Source organism: Rathayibacter sp. PhB179, assembly GCF_004345345.1.
GTDB lineage: Bacteria > Actinomycetota > Actinomycetes > Actinomycetales > Microbacteriaceae > Rathayibacter > Rathayibacter festucae.
Genome location: NZ_SLVD01000004.1, coordinates 180,061 through 203,795 on the forward strand (window position 1 = coordinate 180,061; position 23,735 = coordinate 203,795).

Genomic DNA, 23,735 nt, shown 5'->3' on the forward strand with positions numbered 1-23,735 from the left:
CCCGTCTATCGCGCGGTGGTTGAGAGGCCGGCGAAGAAGAGCTCGATGGAGTCGCCGAGATCGATCGACGACGATCCGCGGGGCGAGTTGTCAAGAAGCATCACCGGCAGAGCAGCGGCGATGCGGGGCTCGGAGGGGGCGGTGCGCTGGGGCATGACGTGTCCTTCGGTAGGGCGATGCGGGGTGCGTCGCTGTCCTTCGAGGTTCGCGGAACCGGGAGCCGCGCTCGTCATCCAGCCGGACCGCCGGATCTACTGCGGATGGATGACGATGACCGCTCTGCGCACTTCAGGCGTCGCGTGATCGGGCGGTGAAGACCCTCGAGCGCGGCGAGTCAGCCGTCGTGTTCGAGATTGCGAGCGACGTCGTCGCGACGACGAGCGAGCTGCTCACCTCGCGGTCGGCGCGCCAGGTTGCAGTCGAGACCGTCGATGCGAGCATCTCGGCGCTCTTCGACTAAGCGATGACACCCCGGCCGGGTCATCTCGGCCAGGGTGCGCGTCTATGCGGTCAGGCCGGCGCGGTAGGCGAACGACACCAGCTGCGCTCGATCGCGCGCGCCGACCTTGGCCATCGCCCGGTTCGCGTGTGTCTTCACGGTGAACGGCGAGACGAACAACTGCTCGGCGATGGCCGAGTTGTCGAGCCCGGTAGCAATTGCTGCGACGATCTCGCGTTCGCGCGGAGTGAGGGCCGAGAAGCGGTCGAGCATCGCGGAGTCGACGGCTGGCGCCGCGGCCTGCGCCGAGACCTGGCCGATGAGCACAGCGCTGGCCGCGCTCGAGAGGGCGCCGCCTCCGGCAGCGACCTCGCGGATGCCGTCGGCGAGGGCCGTGGGCCCCACCCCTTTGCTCAGGAAGCCGTTGGCGCCCGCCCGCAGCGCCGCGAGGACGTTCTCGTCGTTGTCAAAGGTCGTCAGCACGACGATACGTAGGTCCTCCGCGGCGTAGCGCTCGCGGAGGCGGCGCGTGGTCTCGACTCCATCGATACCTGGCATGCGGATGTCCATGAGCACGACATCCACCTCGAGTGCATCGATCGCGGTCAGGGCCTCGAGTCCGTCACCGGCCGACCCGACGACGTCGATCCCCTCCTGCTTCGCGAGGATGGCCTGCAGCCCCTCGCGGATCATCTCCTGATCGTCGACGATCATCACTCGCACCATCAGATCCTGCTTCCCTCGATGCGCAGCTGTGCCACGACACGGTAGTCGTCATCGGTCTCCTCGATCCGAAGCGTGCCTCCGGCCGAGTGGGCGCGCTCGCGCATGCCGATCAGGCCGAAGCCTCGTCGCCCGGGTGCCCGATCGGGACGTCTGCGGTTCGAGATCGAAAGAGTGAGGAGCCGCTTCTCGGCGCGCACCGACACCGCGGCGGGGCCGGCTCCGTGCTTCTGTGCGTTCGTCAGCGCCTCCTGGACGATGCGGTACGCCGCTGTCGAGACCTCAGGATCGAGATCCGCTGGCGGGTCGATCAGCTGGGCCTCCACGACGACTCCGGCGGCGCGGTACGACTCAATGAGTGCGGGGATTCGCGCGAAGTCGGGCGTCGGGGCCGAATCGGTCGAGGACCCGGAGTCGGAGCGGAGAACGCGCAGCACCCGCTGCGTCTCGTGTAGGACTGACTGCACGTTGGCTCTGGCCTTCTCGAGCGATGCCCGAGATGTTCCGGCTTCGTCGGGGAGGTTCACCTCGGCGACCCCCAGGTGGATGCCGAGCACCGCGATCTCGTGTCCGACGACGTCGTGCAGGTCGCGGGCGATGCTGAGCCGCTCTTCCGCGACGCGCCGATGGGCGTCGGCGTCCCGCGCGGCGATCGCCTCGACCGCGCGGTTCTCGACCTCCTGCTGAAACTGGGCGTAGCTGCGCAGAGCCGTACCGGCGGAGGCGAAGGCGAACGACATCGCCAGCGCGACGCCCGCCGTCGGGTTCACCCAGCCGAGACCTTCGAAGAGCACGACGGAGGCGTAGCTAACCACGCCAATGAACGCGCCGACTACGGGCCCCGAGAGACCGCGCAGCGCGATCGCGAAGCTCGTGAAGACCGCCAGGTTCCACGGCACCAGCGGATCGGTGCCCAGCATGGCGGAGGAGACGGGTCCAAGGACGAGCACGACCGTGCCTAGCCAGAGGCGCGCGCGGTCGTCGGCGATTCCGATTGGGAGGAGGTCGCGGACGATGGCGACTCCCACGAGGGACACTCCTAGTCCTACATATCCGCCGATCCCCTCCTCAATCCCGCGGCCGTCGACGAAGCCGTTGACCACGAGCGCGACTAGGGCTGTGGCGCTTGCCCCCGCAGTGATGATGAGGCTTGCGAGATCGAGCCAGCGGAGGCGGCGTGTCGAAGCGCGGCCGCGCGCGCCGAGATCGAGGAGGAAAGTGGCCACGTCTCATGCTCACAGGTGCAGGGTCGTCACCCGTACTCCCAGCGCAGTAGTCGCGGCTACCGCACCACCACCCGTGCGCGCGCAACATTGTCGAGCCGCGCGTGGGGGCTTTCCGCCCGCCCCTCCGTCTGCGCGGTGACGCGGACGGCGAGCAGGTAGATGCCGGGGGTGTCGAATGAGCACTCCTGCACGGTGGCGATCGCGGCGGCTGGAGTCACCGGCTGAACCGGGGAGAAACGTCCCGATCCCATCAGATCGGCAGCCACCTCGACGAGGACACCGTGCTGGGTGGTCGCCTGGGCGCTGATCGCGACCTGGACTACCTGACCGACCGTGACTTGCGCCGACTCGGCGCCGTCGACCAACAGCGAGACGATCGGCTGAACGCCACCGCGCGCAGGGTTGGAGGAGTCGAGGGTGACCTGCCCGTCGACCACCTCGTAGACGGTGGAAGTGCTCGGCGCGATGCCGTCCTCGACCCACGCGCTGAGCTGACGCAACGCGGTCTGCAGCGCGCCTGCGTAGCTGACGGTCCGCGTCTCGTGCTCTTGCACGCCGCTCTCATCGCCGTGCAGCGCGTTGTCGGTGTACCAGAGGCGGAAGCGGTCGTCGGCGGCATCGCCGAGGAACTCCGCGACGCGGGAGCGGTACCAGTCGGCCTGCCAGGGGAAGGCCTCCCGGTCGAGGAGGGAGGCGACCACGATCATCCGGCCGCTGATGCGACCGGTCGGGACGGTGCCGGAGGCGCCCTGCGCGAAGAGCGGACCGAGCAGCAGGGGTCGCTGCGGCAGGACCGGCTCGCCGTCGGCATTCCGGAACTGGTCCCAGACGCGGTAGTCGGCGGACGGCACCTGGTGGCGGTGGTAGGTCTGGGCGGCGAGGAAGTTCGAGTTGTCGAGGGTCATCGCGTCGCCGACGGCGAGGACGGCGTCGCCCTGGCCCGGCTCGAGGAGCACCTCGTCGCCGTCGACGCCGGCGACGCGCAGCACACGACCGGTCGAGGGGCCGGAGCGGATCACGAGCTCGGCGCCCAGCGTCCAGCCGCGGGGGACGTCCGCGAGGCGGACGCCGATGACCGAGCGCCCACCGGAGACGGTGGCCTTGTACGACTCGTCGACACCTCCCGTGACCGTCGCCGTGCCGGTGTCGGCGGTGAGCAGCTCGACGACGGTGGTGTCGAGGCGGATGCGGTCCCGGTGCACGGAGGCGTCCGGGTCGCTGCCGAGGTAGCCCTCTGCGCTCCAGAAGTCGACGGCGTAGCCCGGGTCGGCGGCCATGATCCCGGGGTAGAGCACGCTGAAGGCGTGCATGCCCATGGTCTCCCAGCCGAACCAGGAGCGGAGCGGGAAGCCCATGCTGGTCACTTCGTCCAGTGCCGCGCGCTCCTCGTCGGTGAGCTCCAGCGCAGCGGGGTCTCCGCCGGCGTCGTAGGCGTCGACGATCCGGGGGAGCGCGTCGCGGAGGATCCGCTGGGCGTGCATCCGGACGGCGAAGACGTTGGGGATGGCCATCGGGCTGCCGATGACGTAGGGCACGAAGCCGTCCCAGACGCCGTCGGTGTTCTCGGAGGCGCCGATGGTGCGGTAGCCGCCGCCGCTGCCGCCGTAGAGGTAGCCGAAGATGCGCTGCTCGCCGAAGACCGCGCTCGCGAGCCGGCGCGAGAGCCGGGCGACGGCCGCGTTGGCGCGGTAGGCGCCGATCGTCGGGTCGACGCCGGACATCGGGCCGCCGGACGCCGAAGGGCCGCCGCCGTTGGTCTCGAGGTAGTAGCCGCCGCTGGCGAGGGTGAAGGGGATCGGGTTCTCGTCGTCGAAGCGCTGCTGCGCGAGGTTCTCGCTCTGTGGAACGGGGGTGACGTGCTGGAAGAACCTGCCCTCGAACTGCTCGACGGTCGGGAGGTAGAGGGAGAAGCGCGTGTCGCTGTCGTGGAAGCCGCCGTGCAGGTAGCGGTGGCGCACCGGCTCGTCGCGCCACTCGTCGATGTCGACGTAGGGCTGGGCGAAGGCGTCGTCCACCGGGTCGCGGTCGAGCGGCCGTCCGGCGAGCGAGTCGGTCGTGGCGGGGGAGGGGCGGCGGGTCATCGGGCGTCCTTCGGTTCGGGGGTGACCACGGCGAGGCCGGCGGTGATGGTGGGGAGCATCTTCTCGAAGCTCCGGTAGGAGCGCATGGCGAGCGCGACGCCGATCCAGAGGACCGCGGGGAAGGCGCCGGCGAGCAGCACGATGCCGGTGAGCGCTTCCGGGGTCTGGGTCGCGGCCTCGCCGTCGTAGCCGACGATCCCGAGGACCCAGCCGGTGGCCGCGCCGCCGAGACCGCCGCCGAGCCGGACGGCGAACGCCGTGATCGCGCCCATCGTGCTCTCGAGCCGTCGGCGGCCGCTCCACTGGTTGTAGCTCGCGTTGTCGATGACCAGCACCTGGAGGAGGAAGGTGATGGGGAGGATCCCGAGCCCGCTCAGCGCGCTGGAGATCAGGATGACCGCCAGGTTCCCGTTGGCGATGATCATCAGGACTCCGGCGAGGACTCCGCAGAAGGCGCCGGCGGTGATGATCGTGCTGACGGCGAAGCGCTTCATCAGCCGGGGGAAGAAGAGCATCAGCGGGAGGATCAGCACGGGCACGAGGCCGGTGAGGCTCATCAGGGAGATGTCGCCGACGACGTACTTGAAGTAGTAGACGGCGATCCCGGTGCCGCCGGCGAGGGCGCCGACGAAGCTGATCCCGGCGACGATCCAGATGTAGCGGTTCGAGACGAGGACCTCGCGGATATCGCGGAAGGTGACCTTGGGAGCGTCCGCGGCCTCCGTCTGGTACTTCTCCTTGAAGAAGAGGAAGCGGCCCAGCCCGATGAGGGCCAGCGGGATCGCGAGGAAGAGCGCGAGCATCGACCACGCCGAGCTGCTCGTGCCCGCCTGGGCGATGAAGAGCGGCAGGGCGACGTTGAAGGCGACGACTCCCACGGTCGTGAAGAAGCCGGTGCGGGTGGCGACCTTGGCGACGAGGACGCGGGAGTTGAACGTGCGGGCGAGGTAGAGGTAGTCGTTCGCTCCGAGGAGGGAGGTGAAGACGACGTTGGCCAGGAGGAGCCAGACGAAGAGCCACGCCGTCTTACCGGCATCGGGGAGATCGGGCGTGGAGAAGAGGAACCAGGTCGAGACCCAGACCCCGATGATCGCCAGCTCGTACGGCCGGGCCTTGCCCCAGCGAGTCTCGGGGGTGCGGTCGACGAGCCAGCCGGCGAGGACGACGACCGCCGCCTCGAGGAGCTTGCTCACCAGGGCGAGCGTGCCGAGGACGGCCGGATTCAGGCCGAGGACGTCGGTGCCGTAGAACACCCACATCGCGAGGAACAGGTAGTTGACCGCTCCGGAGAGCCCGGTGGTGGTCCACGCCAGGCCCGCTGCGGCGGAGAGGCGGTCGGGGTCGCTGCGCCGGTCGGCCTTGCGGGCGGCGCGGGCGCTGGCGGGTCGTGACGTCGTCGTCATCGGGGGGTCCTTTGGAGGAGGAGCGCGGAGATCTGGAGGGCGGCGTCTCTCGGCGCCGGATCTGAAACCAGAGTGAAGCACAGAGTTCAGGACGTCCACAAGAAGAACACTGCTCCTTCGCGAATCGAATTCCGAGTGCTCGGATAACTTCACTCGCTTAGGCTGGTCGCGTGACAACGACTGCACCGACGAAGCGCGGACCGTACGCCTCGACGCGGAAGCGCCGCGAGACGATCGTCGCCGCGGTGGTGGGGCTCGTCGACGAGCTCGGCCACGAGGGCGTGACCACGTCGCTGGTCTCGCAGCGCTCGGGGGTGAGCGAGACGACGGTGCTCTACCACTTCCCCTCGAAGGACCACCTGCTCGTCGCCGCTCTGGGAGCGATCGAGGACGAGCGGGGCGCCGAGTCGCAGCTGGACCTGGACGACACCGTCATCGACGCCCGCGCCTTCCGCCGGCTGCCGAACCCCGATTCCGCCGATCCTCGCTTCCGGCTCCTCACGGTGCTGCGGGGCGCAGCGGCGTCGCCGGAGCATCCGGCCGCCGAGTACTTCGCCGCGCGCAACGCCCGCCTCGTCGAGGTGTTCGCGCGCCTCATCGAGCACAGCCAGCAGAAGGGGCTCGCTCACCCCGCTGTGGATCCACGCATCACCGCACGTCAGGTCATCGCGGTCTGGGACGGGCTCATGCAGTTCTGGATCTCCGACCCGACGTTCGACCTCGGTGCCGCGGTCGAGGACGCGATCCGCCGATTGACGGGTCAGAATCTGATGGAGATCCAGCAGCTGCTCGGAGCTTCGTTCGACACGCCTCCCTCGCGGTGACGCCGAGGAACCCCTGATCCGTCGACACGCTCTCTCGTGTCGGCTGTCGCGACGGTCCAGGGGGACCGCGAGGCAGTCGGCGTGGCCGGCAGCGAACATCAGATCGGCACGGGCGCATCGCCCTGAGCCGCCCATGGCGACCGGAAGCTCGCCCTTCATGCTGACCATCGCCACTGGTGAGCTCGTTGCAGCTACTGCGGATGGACTACACCGGCCGCTCCTGAAGCACGACGGCAGCGCGATGGCGAGCCGGGAGAGTGGACCTACATCGCCCGGCGACAAGCGCGGGGCCTGATCGAGGAGCACTTCATGAGCGCAACAGCCCCCACCCGAACCATCCTCGCCGCGACCTTCGCTACGCCGGACGGCGCAGCGCGAGCCGCCGCGGCCGTCGTCGGCGCCGCTCCTGAGAAGATCGCCAACACCGCAGTCCTCCATGTCAAGGCCGACGGTACGCCCACGTTCACCGAGACCAAGGACTGGGGTGCGGGGCGCGGCGCTCTCGTCGGCGGGGCCATCGGCCTCATCGGCGGACCGCTCGGTGTCCTGGCGGGAAGTGGTGTCGGGATCCTGGCCAGTCGCCTCCGTGACGTCGGCTTCAAGAATTCGCAGCTCCAGGAGCTCGGTGAGACGCTTCAGCTCGGCGAGTCCGCCGTGGTGTTCGAGATCTCGAGCGACGCCGTTTCCCAGGCGTCCGAGCTTCTCGGCTCGCTCTCGGCGCGTCAGGTGGTCGTCGAGCCGGTCGATGCCGACGTGTCGGCGCTCTTCGATTGACCGTCAGCGTCGACCTGAACCTGGCCGGGGTCCGCTGATCCCGGTGCATCACCGTCTGAAGGAGAGAACCGATGGATCAGAACCCTGCGGGCGGTGATGAAGTGGTCCAGGCCGCGCAAGGCGGCTCGATCGGTGTCGACACCGCTGCCGCCCGTGCCCAGGCCTACATCTACGGCAATATCGTCGTCCTGGGCACCCTGGCGGTCATCGGTCCCGCCGAAGCGGGCACCGCCGAGAACCTGCTCTTGCTGATCGGCACCGTGGTTTCGACGTTCGTCGCTCATGTCGTCGCGGAGTCGTACGCGACACGGATTCGGACGAATCATCGGCCTGACCGGGCGGCACTTCGGCACTCGCTGCGCGACGGTCTGCCCGTGCTCAGCTCGGGCGCGATACCCGTGGTGCTCCTGATTGCCGCAGCCACCGGGCTTCTCGGCAGTACTGCGGCTTTCTCGCTCGCCGCGCTCTCCGTTGTGGCGAGGTTCCTGCTTCTCGGCTTCACGATCGGCCACCTCCGCGGCACTCAGAGTTCGTGGCGCACGGTGGGCACCGGAGTAGCACTGGCGGCGGCGGGAGTCGCGACCGCGGGGTTCAAGCTCGTCGTCGGGCACTGAACGCAGTCCGTCAAAGTCGCCCGTCAGGTCGTCCCGCCGACCACCAGCTCGAGCTCGAGAGCGTTGACCGGGCCATCGGGCGCCCGTGTTTCACCGAGGACCGACAGGAAGTTGGCGATCATGTTCTTCGTCGGCGCGGTGACGTCGTAGGAGATCGTCGTCAGCCGGGGCACGGTGACCTGCGAAAGAGGCGTGCGGTCCATGCCGATGATCGCGACCTGCCCGGGCACCTCGAACGAACGGATCCGGGCGGCCGAGAGCAGGCAGGTCGCGATGTCGTCGTTATAGCAGGCGATCCCGATCCCGGGAGGATTCAGGCTGTCGAGCGCCCCCACAGCCTGGTCCAGATCCACACCGAGGTGCACCACATCCGGATCGGCGAGGCCGGCTCGGCGGCACTCCTCACGAACGCCCTCCTCGCGGCCCTGACCGAACGGGTCCTGCCGCGCGTCCTGGAGGCGAGCCACTGCCAGGCGGATGCTGCCCCGCTCGATCAAGTGGCGCGCCTGGAGGCGGCCGATCTCCCGGTCGAACTGATCCTCGGAAGAGAGGTGGGGCTCGAACGCGCGCACCCCTCGGCGCTCGAGAAGCTCCCTCTCCTCGTCGGAGAACGGCGTCAGCGAGAGGATCGCCCGCGGGGCCATGCTGCCCACCAACCGCCCCAGCGCGGCGGTCGTCGTCGTTGCGAGCCGGAGGACGAGGGTGAGACCCTGCTCCGCGAGCTGCTCGGTCGCGGCGCCGAAGATGTCCTGCAGGTTGCCGCCGAACGTGGTGTTCGGAATGAGCGCGATCACGAAGTCGCTCGAACCCATGGCGAGGGCACGGCCGGCGGCTGAGGGCTGGTAGTCGAGCTCGAGGGCCGCCTCCTTGACGCGCTCGATCGTCGAGGCGGAGAACCGCTCGCCCCGCCCGTTCAGGATCTGACTCACGGCGCCACGCGACACTCCGGCCAGGCGGGCGACGTCCTCGCTCTTCACGATCACGCGGCTCCCCTTTCCACTCCGGCGACTGATCTTGCTCAGCAATTCTAGAACGGGTGTTGACGCGCGTTACCCGCTGTGTTTAGCTCTGTAACGCGCGATACCGGCGTGTCTTTCCCGCAATGAAGTGGAGTTCTCGATGACGAGCCTGACCGATCCCGCTACCCGCGACGACGATCGCGTCGCCACGCAGCGAATCACCGCACGTCCGAATCGGTCGCTCTTCAATCAGGGATGGTCCTTCCGCACGAAGGTCACGGCGTTCGCGGAGCTCGGCGGCTCCAGCGGTGCCGGGTGGACCGACGTGCACCTCCCGCACGACGCCCTGATCGGGCAGACCCGCCACCCGGACGCCCCGCGCGGCGAGACCAACGGCTACTTCCCCGGCGGCGCCTTCGAATACCGTCGCACGTTCGCGGCGCTCGAACAGGACGCCGGGTCGCTCGTCCTCCTCGAGTTCGACGGCGTCTACCGGGACGCAGCCATCTTCGTGAACGGGAATCTGGCCGGCACGCACGCCTACGGCTACTCACGCTTCACCGTCCGGATCGACCCGTTCCTCCAGTTCGGCGCCGACAATGAGATCCGCGTCGAATGCCGCACCTCTCTCGACAGCCGCTGGTACGCCGGCGCCGGCATCTATCGCGATGTGCACCTCGTCGTGAAGCGACCCGGGCGCATCGTGCACGACGGTGTGCGCATCACGACGCCCGAGGTCACCGCGGGCGAGGCGCTCGTCGAGGTCGAGGCGCTCGTCGAGAACGCGGGCCCGCTCACCCGCACCTACCGGCTGGAGGTCGCCCTCCGCGACGACGCCGGCGTCCCGGTCGGCAGCAGCGGCTCGCCGATCACCCTGCTCCCCGGGACGACCGGCACCGTCCGCCGCCGCCTCCACATCGAGGACCCCGCCCTCTGGAGTGTCGACAGCCCGGCACTGCACCACGCCCGTGTCACCCTGCACGACGGCGACGAGATCGTCGACACCGAGCAGGTGACCTTCGGCATCCGCTCGCTGCAGCTGGACCCGGCGCACGGCCTGCGCATCAACGGCGAGAGCGTGAAACTCCGTGGGGCCTGCATCCACCTCGACAACGGCCCGCTCGGGGTGGTGTCGATGCGGCCCGCGGAGGAGCGGAAGATCGCGATCCTCAAGGAAGCAGGCTTCAACGCCGTCCGTAGCTCGCACGCCCCGATGAGCACGGCGCTGCTCGATGCCTGCGACCGGCTCGGGATGCTCGTGATGGACGAGACCTTCGACGTGTGGACCCAGGCGAAGTCCGACAACGACTACGCCTTCGACTTCCCCACCTGGTGGGAGCGCGACGTCGAGGCGATGGTCGCGAAGGACCGCCACCACCCCAGCGTGATCTTCTACTCCATCGGCAACGAGATCCCCGAGACCGGTTCCCCGATCGGCTCGATCTGGGGACGCCGTCTCGCCGAGAAGGTCCGCTCGCTCGATCCGACCCGCTACGTCACCAACGGGGTGAACCCCTTCGTCTCGATGATCGACACGATCGTGCCGCAGATGAAGGCGCAGCGCTCCGCGGCCGCCGAGCAGCCCGGCGGCGGCGTGAACACGATGATGGCCGGCTTCGGCGCCATGATGGGCCGGATCCAGGCCTCTGAGCAGGCCACCCAGCGCACTGAGGAGTCGTTCGCCGTCCTCGACGTCGCCGGCATGAACTACGCCGACGCCCGCTACGAGCTCGACCGCGAGCTGTTCCCCGACCGGATCGTCGTCGGCAGCGAGACCTGGCCGTCCTCGATCGTCGCCAACTGGGCGCTCGTCGAGGCCGACTCGCGCGTCATCGGCGACTTCACCTGGACGGGCTGGGACTACCTCGGCGAGGTCGGCATCGGCGTCAACCGCTACGTCGAGCCGGGTGCGGAGGCTGTCTCCGGCTTCAGCGGCGCGTACCCCGCACTCACCGCAGGCTGCGGCGACATTGACATCATCGGCGAGCGACTCTCGGTCTCGTACTTCCGCGAGATCGTCTTTGGACTCACTTCGACGCCGTACATCGCCGTGAGCCGCCCTGAACGCCACGGGCAGGAGCTCGCCGTCGCCACCCCATGGGCGTGGACCGACTCCCTGGGCAGCTGGTCCTGGCCCGGCTTCGAGGGCCGGCCGATCCGCGTCGAGGTCTACAGCGACGCTGAGCAGGTCGAACTGCTGCTCGACGGCTCCTCGCTGGGAGTCGCGGAGGTCGGCGCAGAGCTGCCGTTCCGCGCGGTGTTCGAGACCTCCTTCGCGCCCGGTGAGCTCGTCGCCGTGGCTTCCGCCGGCGGAGCGGAGGTCGGCCGTTCCGCTCTCCGCTCCGCCGGCACGCAGGTCGGGTTGAACATCGTCGCGGATCGCGCGGAGGTGCGCGCCGATGGCTCCGACCTCGCCTTCCTCGCGATCACCCTCGTCGACGACTCCGGGACGGTGCACAACGCGAAGTCCCACGTCGTGACGCTGGCCGTGGACGGCCCTGCCGTCCTCGAAGCACTCGGCACCGGAGCCACCTCGACCAGCGAGCCGTTCACAGCCAATTACTGCACGACCTCCGACGGCCGCGCTCTCGCGATCGTTCGGCCGACCGGCCCCGGTGTCGTGACCGTCACCGTCTCAGCCAAGGGCCTCGCTCCTGTGGTCACGGCGATCGTCGCCGGCTGACCGATGGTGTCGACGACACGATGGCCGGCGTCCGCCGCGCTTCACGACAAGTCCGGCGTCGACCGGAGAACGCACCCGACCCGCATCGCCTCGAGGAGGATCACGTGAGTGACCGACCGGCACTGGCGGACGACGTTTCTGCGCCGACCGCCTTCGAGGCCGCGACGACGCGCGTAGTGGCCGGCGCTTCGCTCTACGACGCGACCGAGGCCTTGGTCGATGAGCTCTCCGACGAGGAGATGCTCGGTCTCCTGGACGGCGACGGCGAGTTCTGGTCGGGCATGAGCGAGATGGGTCGGCAGTACAACGCCACCCCTGTCGTGATGGGCGAGGTCGCACGCTTGGGTGTTCCCGGCCTGCGCTTCAGCGACGGACCGCGCGGTGTCGTGATGGGCGAATCGACCGCGTTCCCGGTGTCCATGGCTCGCGGAGCGACCTGGAACCTCACCCTCGAGGAGGAGATCGGCCGGGCGATCGGTGCTGAGATGCGGGCGCAGGGTGGCAACTTCTTCGGCGGGGTCTGCATCAATCTGCCGCGCCACCCCGCGTGGGGTCGGTCGCAGGAGACCTACGGCGAGGACCCCGTCCTCCTCGGCGAGTTCGGCGCCGCCCTCGTACGCGGTGTGCAGCGCCACGGAATGGCGGTCGCCAAGCACTACGCCCTCAACTCCATGGAGAACGCGCGGTTCGCAGTCGACGTGACCGCCGATGACGCCACGTTGCACGAGGTCTACCTGCCGCACTTCAAGCGTGTCGTTGAGGAGGAGGTCGCCGGGATCATGACCTCCTACAACAGCGTGAACGGCGAGTGGGCCGGCCAGAACGAGGCACTTCTCGAGGGCGTGCTGCGCGAGCAGTGGGGCTTCGAGGGCATCACCCTCTCGGACTTCATCTTCGGGCTCCGCGACCCCGCGATGTCCCTCCGGGCCGGTCTCGACGTCGAAGCGCCGTTCCGGCAGCAGCGGGCCAGAGCCCTCCCCGGGGACCTCGAAGCGGGTCGCGCATCGTGGAATGACGTCCGACGAGCGGCACGACGGATCATCGCGACGCAGCTGCGCTTCGCCGCCTCCGATCTCGACCCGCAACCCGAGCTCTCGGTCGTCTTCTCGCGAGAGCACCGCGCGCTGTCCCGCCGCGCCGCCGGCGAGTCGATGGTCCTTCTGCAGAACGACGCACTCGATGAGGTCCCTCTCCTCCCGATCGACCGCACGGCGGTCTCGTCGATCGCCGTGATCGGACGCCTTTCCGACCTGGCAAACACGGGTGACAAGGGCTCCTCGAACGTGCATTCACCGCGGGTGATCACCCCCCTCGAGGGTGTTCGCAGTGCCTTCCCCACTGCGATGGTCCTCAGCAGCGTCGAGGACGATCCGGTCGCCGCCGGGCACATCGCCGCGGATGCGGACATCGCCGTCGTGGTCGTCGGCTACACGGCCGCCGACGAGGGCGAGTACCTCGGCGACACCATGCTCTCGGCTCCAGGCCTCCTCAAGGTCTTCCCCCCGCTGCCACCCGGGGTCACGATGCCGACCGGCGACGACCGCAACGAGAACCTCATGGGCTCGGCGGCTGGAGGTGACCGGGCGTCGCTCAGGATCCGTCCCGTCGACGTGGAGATCATCCGAGCGACCGCCGCGGCGAACCCACGGACGGTGGTCGTGATCGTGACCGCCGGCGCCGTGATCATCGAGGAGTGGAAGGACCTCGTCCCCGCGATCCTCGTCAGCTGGTACGCGGGCAGCGAAGGCGGGGATGCGCTCGCTGACGTGCTGCTCGGCGAGGTGGATGCCTCCGGTCGGCTTCCCTACTCGATACCGCGGGACGAGTCGCACCTCCCCTTCTTCGACGTCGCCGCCACGTCCATCGTGTACGACCGCTGGCACGGTCAGCGGCTCCTTGATCGCGATGGCATCGAGGCCGCCTACCCCTTGGGTTTCGGACTCTCCTACACACGATTCGCCATCCGGGACCTCGAAGTGGGACCTGTCGACGAGGAGTCGGGCTCGTTCGAGGCGACGGTCGATGTCGTCAACATCGGCGAGCGGGCGGGGCGGCATGTGGTGCAGCTCTACGGAGTGGTCGACGCCGACGACTTCCCCGAGCGCGTACTCCTCGGATTCGAACCCATCGCCGTCCGTGCGGGCGAGTCGCGACGCGTCCGCATCACCGGGTCGACTGCGCCGCTGCGTCGGTGGACGTCGACCGGATGGAGTCTCGCGGCATCCCGAGCACTCGTCGAGGCCGCAGCGTTCTCGGGTGATCCCACCGCAGCGACCGTCCCGCTCGACCTCGCATAAACCACCACACCACGACCACTGATCACTGAACCAACGACGAAGGAGTCACCATGAGAGACCAGGACGCCCAGCACCCCCTTCCGAGCGGAGGAGCTTTCCCGATCCCGGGAGCCCTCGCCCCGGAAGACGCCGCCCAGCAGAAGGCGGCGGCCGACCTCGGAAGCACACCCGAGCCGCCGAAAGTCAGCGCGGGGTGGATCACCCTGCTCGCGCTCGGTCTCTTCGGCGCCTACCTGGCGTTCGTCACCCCGATCGCGATCTCGCTCGCCATCCAGGTGCAGGCGCTCGCGCCCGGGAACGAGGAGTACCTGGGCGTCCTCCTCGGCGTCGGCTCGCTCGCCGCACTGCTCGTCGGGCCCCTCGGCGGTCAGCTCAGCGATCGCACGCGAACCCGTCTCGGGCGCCGGAGGCCGTGGATCCTGATCGGCACGTTCATCGGCCTCGTCGGCCTGACCGTGATGGCAGCAGCACCGAACGTGCTGGTCCTCGGTATCGGCTGGGTCATCGCGCAGATCGGCTGGAGCCAGACGGTCAACAACTTCACCACCCTCCAGGCCGACAAGCTCCCCGAGAGCCAGCGCGGCAAGGTCGGAGCGATCACCGGCTTCGCGACGATGGTCGCACCCGTCTTCGGCGCCGTCATCGGAGGAACGCTCGCGAGCCAGCCGTTCCTGCTCTTCCTGGTACCCGGCGCGATCGCCCTGGTCCTCGTCCTGGTCTTCGTCGCTTTCATGAGGGAGGACGACAGCCGGAACGCCCCGACCGAGCAGACACTCACCGCTGGGATCGTGCTCTCGAAGTACGTCTTCAACCCGCGCAAGTACCCGGACTTCTCCTGGAACTGGCTGGGCCGCTTCTTCTTCTTCTTCGGCCTCACGCTGAACACCTCCTACACCGCGTTCTTCTTCTCCTCGAGACTCGACATCCCCGTCGACGAGATCGGCGGCACCGTCGCCACGGTCGGACTGCTCGGCATCGTCGGCACCATCATCGGAGTCTTCGCGGGCGGCTTCCTCAGCGACAAGCTGCGCCGGCGCAAGGCCTTCGTCCTCGGCTCCGGCATCCTCTTCGCCGCCGGTTCTCTGGTGATGCTCCTCGCCAACGATCTGCCGCTCCTCATCGTGGGCGCGTTCATGGGCAACCTCGCGATCGGCGTCTTCTCTGCCGTCGACCAGGCGCTGTTCCTCGACGTGCTCCCCGAGCGGGCGACCGAGGCGGGCCGCTTCGTGAACCTCACGCAGTTCGCGACCACCATCCCGCAGGCGCTCGCTCCCCTGCTGGCCTCGGTGATCCTCGCGATCGGCGCGGGTTCGGACGGTGCTCGCGACTACTCGATGCTCTACATCCTCGCGGCGGTGTTCACGCTCCTCGGCGGGCTCGTGGTCCTTCGCGTCCGCTCTGTGCGCTGAGCCGCATCCGCTCGATCCGACCTCGAAGAAAGCACGTCATGACAGCACTCCGTTCCGGTTTCCTCTGGGGCGCCTCCACAGCCCCGCACCAGACCGAGGGAGGCAACGTGAACAGCGACTGGTGGGTGTACGAGCAGCGCTCTGCGCACTTCGCCGCGAGCGGGGACGGGGTCGACTCGTACCACCGCTACGAGGAGGACATGCGTCTGCTCGCCGACGCAGGGCTCACCGCCTACCGCTTCGGGGTGGAGTGGTCGCGGATCGAGCCGCTTCCCGGGCAGTTCTCGCGGGCCGAGCTCGCGCACTACCGGCGGATGATCGACACCGCTCTGGGTCTCGGGCTCACACCGGTCGTCACCCTGCACCACTTCACGAGCCCGCGCTGGTTCGTCGAGGAGGGCGGCTGGCTGGGTGAGACCGCGATCGACCGCTTCAGCGCTTACGTGCGCGAGGTGTGCGGGATCCTCGACGGAGTCGAGTGGGTCTGCACGATCAACGAGCCCAACATGTTCTCGTTCATGATCCTGATGAGCCGGATGATCAATTCCACTGCGGTGCCGCCCCTGGAGACGCCGACCATCCAGCCGGAAGGCGGCTTCACGCTGCCGTCCCCGTCATCTGAGACGACGGCGCGGCTGGTCGAGGCGCATCACGCCGCCCGGGCGATCGTGCGGGAGCTGACCGGCTCGAAGGTCGGCTGGACCGTCGCGAACCTCGCGCTCTACCCGCTGCCCGGCGGTGAGTCGAGACACGCCGAGGAGCAGCAGGTCCGAGAAGACGTGTTCCTCGAAGCGGCGCGCGGCGACGACTTCCTCGGCGTGCAGGCCTACTCGACCCAGGGCGTCGACGCGAACGGCCTCGTGCCCAACCCGCCGAGCCCCGATAACACCATGGTCGGCACTCCGTACCGCCCCGACGCGCTCGGCATCGCCCTGCGGCACGCCTGGGAGGTGAGCGGAGGCGTCCCGCTCCTCGTCACCGAGAACGGCATCGCCACGCCCGACGACGCCCGGCGCATCGCCTACACGGAGGAGGCTCTCCGGCACCTCCGCGAGGCCGTCGACGACGGGATCGACGTTCGCGGCTATCTGCATTGGAGCCTGCTCGACAACTTCGAATGGGGCCACTGGGAGCCGACCTTTGGCCTGATCTCAGTCGATCGCGACACCTTCGAGCGGCATCCCAAGCCCAGCCTCGCCTGGCTCGGCCGGACCGCCACCTCACTCGGCTCCTGAGGCTTCGCGAGTCCGACATCCGCCGACCTCGACAGTGGAAGAGCACAGCATGACCGACGACAAGACCGCCCTGACCGCCAACAGCACGATCGGCGCATGGCTCGATCACCCCGCGGGTGCCGCGATCGTCCGCGGCATCGCGGAACAGGCTGGTATGGATGAGCACGCGCTCACGGTGCTCCGCAAGGTGACCCTCGGTCGCCTGATCGCATCGTCGCCGAACGCGCCGGCCGGACTTGCCGATTCGCTCGTCGCAAAGGCTAACGGCGGGCGCGTGCCCTCAGACGAGGAGGCGGCAGGTCTTGCCTGGGTCGAGAAGATCACTCCCGGGCGCTTCGAGGGCTCTACCGTGATCGTGACGGGCGCGGCCTCCGGAATCGGCCGGGCCGTCGCCTCGCGAGTGGCCCGCGAAGGCGGGCGGGTCATCGCCGTCGACATCTCAGCCGACCGGCTCGCCGGTCTCACTGACGAGCTCACCGGTCACGACGTCGTCCCCGTCGCCGGCGACATCACTTCGGAGGAGGGCGTCGCCGCGATCATCGCTGCAGCCGACGGGCGCGTGGACGCGCTTGCCAACGTCGCCGGGCTGAGCGACGACTTCGCTCCGCTGCACGAGGTGAGCGATGCCGTGCTCGAGCGGGTCTTCGCTGTCAACGTGTTCGGAGTCATCCGCCTCACCCGCGCAGTACTGCCGCTGATGATGGCGGCCGGCCGCGGATCCATCGTGAACATCGCCTCGGAGGCGGCGCTTCGCGGCTCCTCGTCCGGGCTCGTCTACACCGCGTCCAAGAACGCGGTCGTCGGCATCACGAAGAGCACCGCCTTCATGTACGAGCCGCACGGGATCCGCACGAACAGCGTCGCTCCCGGCGGCACGCTCACCGGGATGCGGCCGGTGAACACGAGCACGTTCGGCCAGCAGCGGATCGACAGCCAGCGAGCCGATGTACCCATCTCGGTCCCGGAGGCGCTGGCGGCGTCGATCACATTCCTCCTGAGCGACGACAGTGTCAACATCAACGGCGCGATCCTGCCGTCCGACGGCGGCGAGTCCGTGTACTAGGGCACGTCACGCCTCACGCCTCCGTCGCTCTTCACCCGCAGAATCGGCCGCAATCGGCCGGAAGGACCCATGCCATGACCACGCACACTGAACCCGCCGCCTTCGTCGGAGCCGACCGCACGTCAGAAGAGGGCGACCCCGCGGTGTACTTCCGCCGAGGTTTCACCGTCGGTGGCGGGCTCCGCCGAGCCGAGCTCGTCGTCACGGCGCTCGGAGTCGTCGAGGCGTACGTCAACGGCACTCGTCTCGGCGACGAGGTGCTCGCACCCGGCTGGACCTCGTACCGGCACCGGGTGGTGGCCCGTCGCCATGACGTGACGGAGCTTCTGGTTGCAGGGGAGAACGTGCTCGGCGCGATCGTCGGCGAAGGCTGGGCGGTCGGCGCGCTGACCTGGGAGAACAACCGACACAACTACGCCGATCGTCCTGCGCTCTTCGCGCGAGTCGAGTTGACCTACGACGACCGAGTAGAGGTGATCGGCACCGACGGTGATGTGCGAGTCGGCACGGGCGCGGTGCTGTCTTCCGGGATCTACGGCGGCGAGTCGTACGACGCGCGTGCCGAGCCGATCGGCTGGGCCGAGCCCGGTTTCGACACGTCGTCGTGGTCGCCGGCGGTCGAGGTGCCGTGGGATCTCGCGACGGTCACGGAGGACGCCACTCCGCCGATCCGTCGTTCCGAGGAGCTCGCTCCCGTCGCGGTCACCATCAGTCCATCCGGCCGAACCATCGTCGACTTTGGTCAGAACATCTCGGGCTGGGTGCGCTTGGCCGTGTCCGGTGAGGCCGGCACGACGATCACTCTCCGTCATGCCGAGCTGCTGACCCCGGAGGGGGAACTCGAGATCGAGACGCTGCGCAGTGCCGCCGCGACCGATCGGTACACCCTCGGTGGCGGCGGGCCGGAGTCGTGGGAGCCGCGGTTCACCTTCCACGGCTTCCGTTACGCGGAGGTCGACGGCTGGCCGGGTGAGTTCGCGCCCGACGCTCTGCGAGCGGTGGTCGTGCACAGCGAGATGACCCGCACCGGCTGGTTCGAGACCTCGAACCCGCTGGTGACGAAGCTGCACGAGAACACGGTCTGGTCGATGCGCGACAACTTCGTCGGAGTGCCCACCGACTGCCCGCAGCGCGACGAGCGTCTCGGCTGGACGGGCGATCTCAACGCGTTCGCGCCGACCGCGACCTTCCTCTACGACGTCCAAGGGGTGCTCGGCTCGTGGCTGCAGGACCTCGCGGTCGAGCAGGCGGACACCGGGACCGTCCCGTGGACGGTGCCGGACGTGCTGCCGACGGGCTCCTCCGCGACCGCGCTGTGGAGCGACGTCGCGGTGAGCCTGCCGTGGGAGCTGTACCAGGAGTACGGCGACCTCGCGATCCTGCGCACCGCGTACCCCTCGATGACAGCGTTCGTCCGCGAGGTCGAGGCCGCGCTCGACGAGAACGACCTGTGGGGGAGCGGCTTCCAGTTCGGCGACTGGCTCGACCCCGACGCGCCCGCGGACAACCCCGCCGGCGGGAAGACCGACCGCTACCTCGTCGCCTGCGCCTACCTCTGCCGGACCACCCGCCAGATGGCCGAGACCGCCCGACTGCTGGGTGAGGGTGCCGACGCCGAGCACTTCGTCGCGCTGGCGAAGCGGGTCCGCGCGGCCTTCCGGCGCGAGTTCGTCACCGAGACCGGGCGAGTCGTCAGCGAGTCGGCTACCGGCTACGCGCTCCCGATCATGTTCGACCTGCTCGACCCGTCCCAGAAGCGGAAGGCCGGCGCGAAGCTCGCCGGGATCGTCGCGCAGTCCGGCTTCACCATCTCGACCGGATTCGCCGGCACCCCGCTGATCACCGACGCCCTCAGCAGCACCGGCCACCTCGAAGAGGCCTACGAGCTGCTGCTGCAGACGAAGAGCCCGTCCTTCCTCTACCCGGTGACGATGGGCGCGACCACGATCTGGGAGCGCTGGGACTCCGTCCTCCCCGATGGCACGATCAACGCCACCGGCATGACCTCGCTGAACCACTACGCCCTCGGCGCCGTCGCCGATTGGATGCACCGCGTCATCGGCGGCCTCACCCGCACCTCCGCGGGCTGGCGCACCCTGACGATCGCCCCGCAGCCCGGTGGAGACCTCACCTCCGCCCGCGCCGTGCACGACACCGTGCTCGGCCGCGCCGAATCGCACTGGCGCGCCGAGGGCAGCGAGATGCTCTTCGACGTCGTCGTGCCCGATGGCGCGACCGCGACGGTCGTGCCCCCGCTGCACCCGGACCGCCTCAGCATCGAGGTCGGCCCCGGCGCCCACTCCTGGCGCTACCCGCTGCCCACCGGCTTCGGCGAGGAAGCGGTGCTCTCGCTCGAGACCCCGATCAAGGACGTGATGAAGCACGACGCCCTCTGGCAGGCCGTGCTCGACGTGATGCGCGCCTACTTCCCCGGCGTTCCCGTCGAGGCCGCCGGCAGCCACATGGGCGACCTCCCGCTCGGGATGCTCGCCTCGCGCCTGCCGCAGAACGGCGAGGCGATGGAGCGCGACCTCCTCGCTGTCCTGGAGACCGCACGATGACCGCCGAACCGACGGACGACACCGCGATGACCCAGACCTACGACTCCTTCCACCCCGGCCAGGTATGGCTCGACACGAAGGGCGAGCGGATCCAGGCCCACGGCGGCTCGATCCACTACGAGGACGGCGTCTACTACTGGTACGGCGAGAACAAGGAGAGGACCGTCCCCGGCAGCGGAATCTGGCACTGGGGCATGCGCGCCTACTCCTCGACCGACCTCTACAACTGGGAGGACCGCGGACTGATCGTGCCTCCCGTCCTCGACGATCCCGAATCGCCGCTGCACCCCTCGAAGGGCGCCGACCGGCCGCACATCCTCTTCAACGAGAAGACGAGCAAGTACGTCTGCTGGATCAAGGTCATGGACGAGGAGGCGAAGACCCAGTCCTCCGCCGTCCTCACCGCCGACGCCTTCCTCGGCCCCTACGAGATCGTGCGCACCGGACTCCGGCCGCTCGGCATGGACGCCGGCGACTTCGACCTCGTCGTCGACCCCGCCACCAAGAAGGCCTACTACTACTTCGAGAAGGTCCACACGGAGCTCATCTGCGCCGAGCTGACCGACGACTACACCGACGTCACCGGCGAGCACACCAGCCACTTCCCCCACCCCGGCCCGCCCTACACCCGCGAGGCGCCCGCCCACTTCGAGCGGAACGGCAGCCACTACCTCATCACCTCCGGCACCACCGGGTACTTCCCGAACTTCTCCGAGACTGCGAGCGCACCCGGCTTCCACGGACCGTGGACCGTCCTCGGCGACACCCACCCGACGGACGCCTCGCGCACCTCGTTCCGTTCGCAGATCACCTCTGTCTTCCGGCACCCGACCATCGACGACCTCTACATCGCCCTCGGCGACCGCTGGCTTCCGCAGCTGCCCGAGGACATGCCGAATGTCTACGACTCCGTCGCCGCGATGACCGCGGGCGGCGGCGAGGCGCGCGCCGGGGACGCTCGCGAGACGACCCCGGAGGACCGGGAGCGGATGGGTGCCGTCATGGCCGCCGGCCGTGGCGAGAACACGGCGATCGCTGACTACGTCTGGCTACCGATCAGCTTTGACGGGCCGTATCCCGTCATCCAGTGGCACGACGAGTGGCGCCTGGACACGAAACGCTGACGCCAGCGCGTGGTGCGGCTCGCTCTGGGTTCGCCGGTCCAGCGTGAGCGTCGCTGCGCTGGAGCCGACCGTCAGGCGTGGCGGACGTGGAAGACCGTCTTGAGGAGGTCCTCGTCTCGAGAGCTGCGTCCGACGAGGAGATCGAACGCGCCGAGTTCGACACGGCGGTCGCCGTCGGCGTCGACGAGCGAGCAGTCGGAGGCGGCGATCTCCAGCACGGTATCGACTGATTCCCCGGGCGGGACTGTCATCTGCACGAAGCTCTTGAGCTCCCGCTCGGCCCAGGTGACGCTGGTGATCTGATCGGCGATGTACGCCTGAACTGTCTCGAGCGCCGGCCGGTCTCCGGTGTTCGTCAGCGTCACGGTCGCCCGGATCAGTCCGTCGACGGGGACGGAGTCGCTCTCGAGCCGCAGATCGGAGTACTCGACAGTCGTGTAGCTGAGCCCTTCACCGAACGCGAAGAGAGGGTCCTGGGTGAGGTCGGCGTAGCGATCGCCGTGCTGCCCGCGGATCTGGTTGTAGTAAACGGGCAGCTGCCCGACGTGGCGGGCGAACGTGATCGGCAGGCGGCCGGAGGGTTCGATCAGGCCGAGGAGGAGTTCGGCGATCGCGGTCCCGCCCTGCATGCCGGGGTTGAAGGCTTCGACGATCGCGGCCGACCCGAGGACGGAGTTCGGCAGGGTCGACGGCTTGCCCTGAATGAGGACGACGATCACGGGAGTGCCGGTGGCGACGAGTGCGTCGACGAGCGCGACCTGGCCGCCCTGAAGCTCCAGGGTCGCGGTCGATTTCCCCTCTCCCGTGAGCGCGACGGTGTCGCCGATGACCGCGACCACGTAGTCCGCCTGCTCGGCGGCGGCGACGGCCTCGGCGATCAGATCCGCGTCAGGTGCTGCCGCTCGGAAGAGCGGCGGACGCGGCTGCCCGTCGGGGTAGGTCGCGCCGGCGGGGTCGGGGACGAGGTCGCCGATGTCCGCGCCGCGGGTGTGAGTGATGGTCCAGCTCTCGGGCGCGATGTCGCGGAGACCGTCGAAGACAGTCCGCGTCATCTCCCGCGGGTGGCCGTCGCCCATCCAGTCCACTTGGCCGGAGAGGCCGGCCCAGTCGCCGAGCTGCGCATGCACGTCGTCGGCGTTCGGGCCGACGACCGCGACACGGGTCGGCCTCGTCGGATCCAGGGGGAGCGTGCCGTCGTTGCGGAGGAGGACGAGAGAACGGCGGGCGGTCTCGAGGTTGATCGTCGTGTGCTCGTCGGAGCCGATCACGGCGGCTTGGCGCGCCGTGTCGGGGGAGCGGGGGTCCTCGAAGAGTCCGAGCTCGAACTTCAGCGCGAGGATGCGACGGACCGCGTCGTCGATGAGCGCCTCGTCGAGGTCGCCACGGTCGACGGCCTCCTGAGCTGCGTCGAAGAACTGCGGGGTGTTCATGATCAGGTCGTTGCCGGCGCCGACCGCGACGGTCGCCGCTTCGACGTCGTCTGCGGCGACCTTCTGCTCCCAGACCATGCGGCCGACGTTGTCCCAGTCGGTGACGAGGGTGCCGGCGAAGCCCCATTCGCCCTTGAGGACCTCGTTGAGCAGCCACCGGTTCGTGGTGATGGGGACGCCATCGATGGCCTGGTAGCCGAGCATGAACGTCGCGACGCCCTCGCGGGCGGCCTTCTCGAACGGGGGCAGGAACCAGGAGCGGAGCTTGCGGCGGCTGAGGTCCGCCTCGGAAGCATCGCGGCCGCCCTGGGTCTCGGAGTAGCCGGCGAAATGCTTTGCCGTCGCGAGCACCGCGGTGCGGTCCGTCAGCCCATCACCTTGGTAGCCGCGGATCATCGCTGCTCCCAGCTCACCGATGAGGTGCGGGTCTTCTCCGAACGTCTCATCGACTCGCCCCCACCGCAGGTCGCGGGTGATGCAGAGAACGGGGGAGAACGTCCAGTGCAGGCCGGTGGCGGCGATCTCGATCGCTGCGGCGCGGGCACCTCGTTCGAGCAGTCCCGGATCCCAGGTGCAGGCCATGCCGAGCTGGGTGGGAAAGATCGTCGCGCCGGGCCAGAACGAATGGCCGTGGATAGCGTCATCGGCCATGAGCAGCGGGATGCGCAGTCGCGTGGTTGCGACGAGATCGCGGGCCTGCAGCATCCGCTCGGGAGAGGCGTGCAGCAGCGACCCGCCGAGTTTGCCGGTGACGAGGTCGGCGAGATCGCCTCTCGCGTCGAGCTGCAGCATCTGCCCGACCTTCTCGGCGAGCGTCATCTGCGCGAGGAGGTCGTCGACGCGCTCGCCGACGGGCAGTGCAGGGTCGAGATAGGGGGCGCTCATGTCGA

General features: G+C 69.0%; 18 protein-coding genes. 11 read left to right on the forward strand and 7 right to left on the reverse strand.

Annotated elements, in window-relative coordinates:
• Positions 1 to 5: 5 nt before the first annotated feature.
• Positions 6 to 155, reverse strand: a complete 150-nt coding sequence (locus tag EDF43_RS21790) for a hypothetical protein (RefSeq protein WP_165909073.1) — start codon at positions 153 to 155, stop codon at positions 6 to 8.
• A 155-nt stretch (positions 156 to 310) separates the two neighbouring features.
• Between EDF43_RS21790 and EDF43_RS21795 the strand changes: the two genes are divergently transcribed.
• Positions 311 to 460 (forward strand): hypothetical protein, encoded by a 150-nt coding sequence (locus EDF43_RS21795; RefSeq protein WP_165909074.1) that lies wholly within the window; start codon positions 311 to 313, stop codon positions 458 to 460.
• Between the two features lie 42 nt (positions 461 to 502).
• Here EDF43_RS21795 and EDF43_RS10395 read toward each other — a convergent pair whose 3' ends face one another.
• From EDF43_RS10395 to EDF43_RS10410, 4 genes are all read right to left on the reverse strand, one after another.
• Entirely contained in the window at positions 503 to 1,165 is a 663-nt protein-coding gene (locus EDF43_RS10395) for a response regulator transcription factor (protein ID WP_123734157.1), read from the reverse strand.
• The gene (locus tag EDF43_RS10400) at positions 1,165 to 2,199 is read right to left on the reverse strand and encodes a histidine kinase (RefSeq protein ID WP_132436675.1); all 1,035 of its coding nucleotides are present in this window, start codon (positions 2,197 to 2,199) and stop codon (positions 1,165 to 1,167) included. Before EDF43_RS10400 ends, EDF43_RS10395 begins: the two co-directional genes overlap by 1 nt.
• 245 nt (positions 2,200 to 2,444) lie before the next feature.
• Complete coding sequence (locus EDF43_RS10405; protein ID WP_207901683.1) at positions 2,445 to 4,469, reverse strand: hypothetical protein; 2,025 nt, start codon at positions 4,467 to 4,469, stop codon at positions 2,445 to 2,447.
• Entirely contained in the window at positions 4,466 to 5,872 is a 1,407-nt protein-coding gene (locus EDF43_RS10410; RefSeq protein ID WP_132436677.1) for an MFS transporter, read from the reverse strand. The genes EDF43_RS10405 and EDF43_RS10410 overlap by 4 nt, the downstream gene beginning before the upstream one ends.
• A 170-nt stretch (positions 5,873 to 6,042) precedes the next feature.
• Here EDF43_RS10410 and EDF43_RS10415 point away from each other — a divergent pair, with 170 nt between their 5' ends.
• The 3 genes from EDF43_RS10415 (at position 6,043) to EDF43_RS10425 (ending at position 8,084) form a co-directional block, all read left to right on the forward strand.
• Positions 6,043 to 6,696: a TetR/AcrR family transcriptional regulator gene (locus EDF43_RS10415; protein ID WP_132436679.1), complete on the forward strand. Its 654-nt coding sequence runs from the start codon at positions 6,043 to 6,045 to the stop codon at positions 6,694 to 6,696.
• 309 nt (positions 6,697 to 7,005) lie between these two features.
• The gene (locus tag EDF43_RS10420) at positions 7,006 to 7,470 is read left to right on the forward strand and encodes a DUF1269 domain-containing protein (RefSeq protein ID WP_123737434.1); all 465 of its coding nucleotides are present in this window, start codon (positions 7,006 to 7,008) and stop codon (positions 7,468 to 7,470) included.
• A 71-nt stretch (positions 7,471 to 7,541) separates the two neighbouring features.
• The gene (locus tag EDF43_RS10425) at positions 7,542 to 8,084 is read left to right on the forward strand and encodes a hypothetical protein (RefSeq protein ID WP_132436682.1); all 543 of its coding nucleotides are present in this window, start codon (positions 7,542 to 7,544) and stop codon (positions 8,082 to 8,084) included.
• Between the two features lie 23 nt (positions 8,085 to 8,107).
• Here the strand turns inward: EDF43_RS10425 and EDF43_RS10430 are convergent, their stop codons facing one another.
• Positions 8,108 to 9,067 carry a LacI family DNA-binding transcriptional regulator gene (locus EDF43_RS10430; protein WP_165909075.1) on the reverse strand — a complete coding sequence of 320 codons (960 nt, stop codon included), beginning with the start codon at positions 9,065 to 9,067 and terminating at the stop codon, positions 8,108 to 8,110.
• 136 nt (positions 9,068 to 9,203) lie between these two features.
• Here EDF43_RS10430 and EDF43_RS10435 point away from each other — a divergent pair, with 136 nt between their 5' ends.
• The 7 genes from EDF43_RS10435 (at position 9,204) to EDF43_RS10465 (ending at position 21,415) form a co-directional block, all read left to right on the forward strand.
• Positions 9,204 to 11,726 carry a glycoside hydrolase family 2 TIM barrel-domain containing protein gene (locus tag EDF43_RS10435; protein WP_132436686.1) on the forward strand — a complete coding sequence of 841 codons (2,523 nt, stop codon included), beginning with the start codon at positions 9,204 to 9,206 and terminating at the stop codon, positions 11,724 to 11,726.
• Between the two features lie 104 nt (positions 11,727 to 11,830).
• Positions 11,831 to 14,023, forward strand: a complete 2,193-nt coding sequence (locus EDF43_RS10440; RefSeq protein WP_243646275.1) for a glycoside hydrolase family 3 C-terminal domain-containing protein — start codon at positions 11,831 to 11,833, stop codon at positions 14,021 to 14,023.
• A 50-nt stretch (positions 14,024 to 14,073) separates the two neighbouring features.
• A complete protein-coding gene (locus EDF43_RS10445) occupies positions 14,074 to 15,432 on the forward strand; it encodes an MFS transporter (RefSeq protein ID WP_123734165.1) in 1,359 nt (452 codons plus the stop codon).
• A gap of 38 nt (positions 15,433 to 15,470) precedes the next feature.
• The gene (locus EDF43_RS10450; RefSeq protein WP_132436690.1) at positions 15,471 to 16,667 is read left to right on the forward strand and encodes a family 1 glycosylhydrolase; all 1,197 of its coding nucleotides are present in this window, start codon (positions 15,471 to 15,473) and stop codon (positions 16,665 to 16,667) included.
• A 49-nt stretch (positions 16,668 to 16,716) separates the two neighbouring features.
• Entirely contained in the window at positions 16,717 to 17,730 is a 1,014-nt protein-coding gene (locus EDF43_RS10455; RefSeq protein WP_132436692.1) for an SDR family NAD(P)-dependent oxidoreductase, read from the forward strand.
• 74 nt (positions 17,731 to 17,804) lie between these two features.
• Positions 17,805 to 20,291, forward strand: coding sequence for an alpha-L-rhamnosidase (locus EDF43_RS10460; protein ID WP_132436694.1), 2,487 nt, complete (start codon positions 17,805 to 17,807; stop codon positions 20,289 to 20,291).
• Positions 20,288 to 21,415, forward strand: a complete 1,128-nt coding sequence (locus EDF43_RS10465; protein WP_243646276.1) for a family 43 glycosylhydrolase — start codon at positions 20,288 to 20,290, stop codon at positions 21,413 to 21,415. The genes EDF43_RS10460 and EDF43_RS10465 overlap by 4 nt, the downstream gene beginning before the upstream one ends.
• A gap of 71 nt (positions 21,416 to 21,486) precedes the next feature.
• Here EDF43_RS10465 and EDF43_RS10470 read toward each other — a convergent pair whose 3' ends face one another.
• Positions 21,487 to 23,730: a glycoside hydrolase family 3 N-terminal domain-containing protein gene (locus EDF43_RS10470; protein ID WP_123737534.1), complete on the reverse strand. Its 2,244-nt coding sequence runs from the start codon at positions 23,728 to 23,730 to the stop codon at positions 21,487 to 21,489.
• Positions 23,731 to 23,735 lie beyond the last annotated feature (5 nt).

Coding starts and splice junctions, on each gene's coding strand:
- EDF43_RS21790 (WP_165909073.1), bottom strand. CDS start 155: ATGCCCCAGCGCACCGCCCCCTCCGAGCCCCGCATCGCCGCTGCTCTG.
- EDF43_RS10395 (WP_123734157.1), bottom strand. CDS start 1,165: ATGGTGCGAGTGATGATCGTCGACGATCAGGAGATGATCCGCGAGGGG.
- EDF43_RS10405 (WP_207901683.1), bottom strand. CDS start 4,469: ATGACCCGCCGCCCCTCCCCCGCCACGACCGACTCGCTCGCCGGACGG.
- EDF43_RS10410 (WP_132436677.1), bottom strand. CDS start 5,872: ATGACGACGACGTCACGACCCGCCAGCGCCCGCGCCGCCCGCAAGGCC.
- EDF43_RS10420 (WP_123737434.1), top strand. CDS start 7,006: ATGAGCGCAACAGCCCCCACCCGAACCATCCTCGCCGCGACCTTCGCT.
- EDF43_RS10425 (WP_132436682.1), top strand. CDS start 7,542: ATGGATCAGAACCCTGCGGGCGGTGATGAAGTGGTCCAGGCCGCGCAA.
- EDF43_RS10435 (WP_132436686.1), top strand. CDS start 9,204: ATGACGAGCCTGACCGATCCCGCTACCCGCGACGACGATCGCGTCGCC.
- EDF43_RS10445 (WP_123734165.1), top strand. CDS start 14,074: ATGAGAGACCAGGACGCCCAGCACCCCCTTCCGAGCGGAGGAGCTTTC.
- EDF43_RS10450 (WP_132436690.1), top strand. CDS start 15,471: ATGACAGCACTCCGTTCCGGTTTCCTCTGGGGCGCCTCCACAGCCCCG.
- EDF43_RS10455 (WP_132436692.1), top strand. CDS start 16,717: ATGACCGACGACAAGACCGCCCTGACCGCCAACAGCACGATCGGCGCA.
- EDF43_RS10460 (WP_132436694.1), top strand. CDS start 17,805: ATGACCACGCACACTGAACCCGCCGCCTTCGTCGGAGCCGACCGCACG.
- EDF43_RS10465 (WP_243646276.1), top strand. CDS start 20,288: ATGACCGCCGAACCGACGGACGACACCGCGATGACCCAGACCTACGAC.
- EDF43_RS10470 (WP_123737534.1), bottom strand. CDS start 23,730: ATGAGCGCCCCCTATCTCGACCCTGCACTGCCCGTCGGCGAGCGCGTC.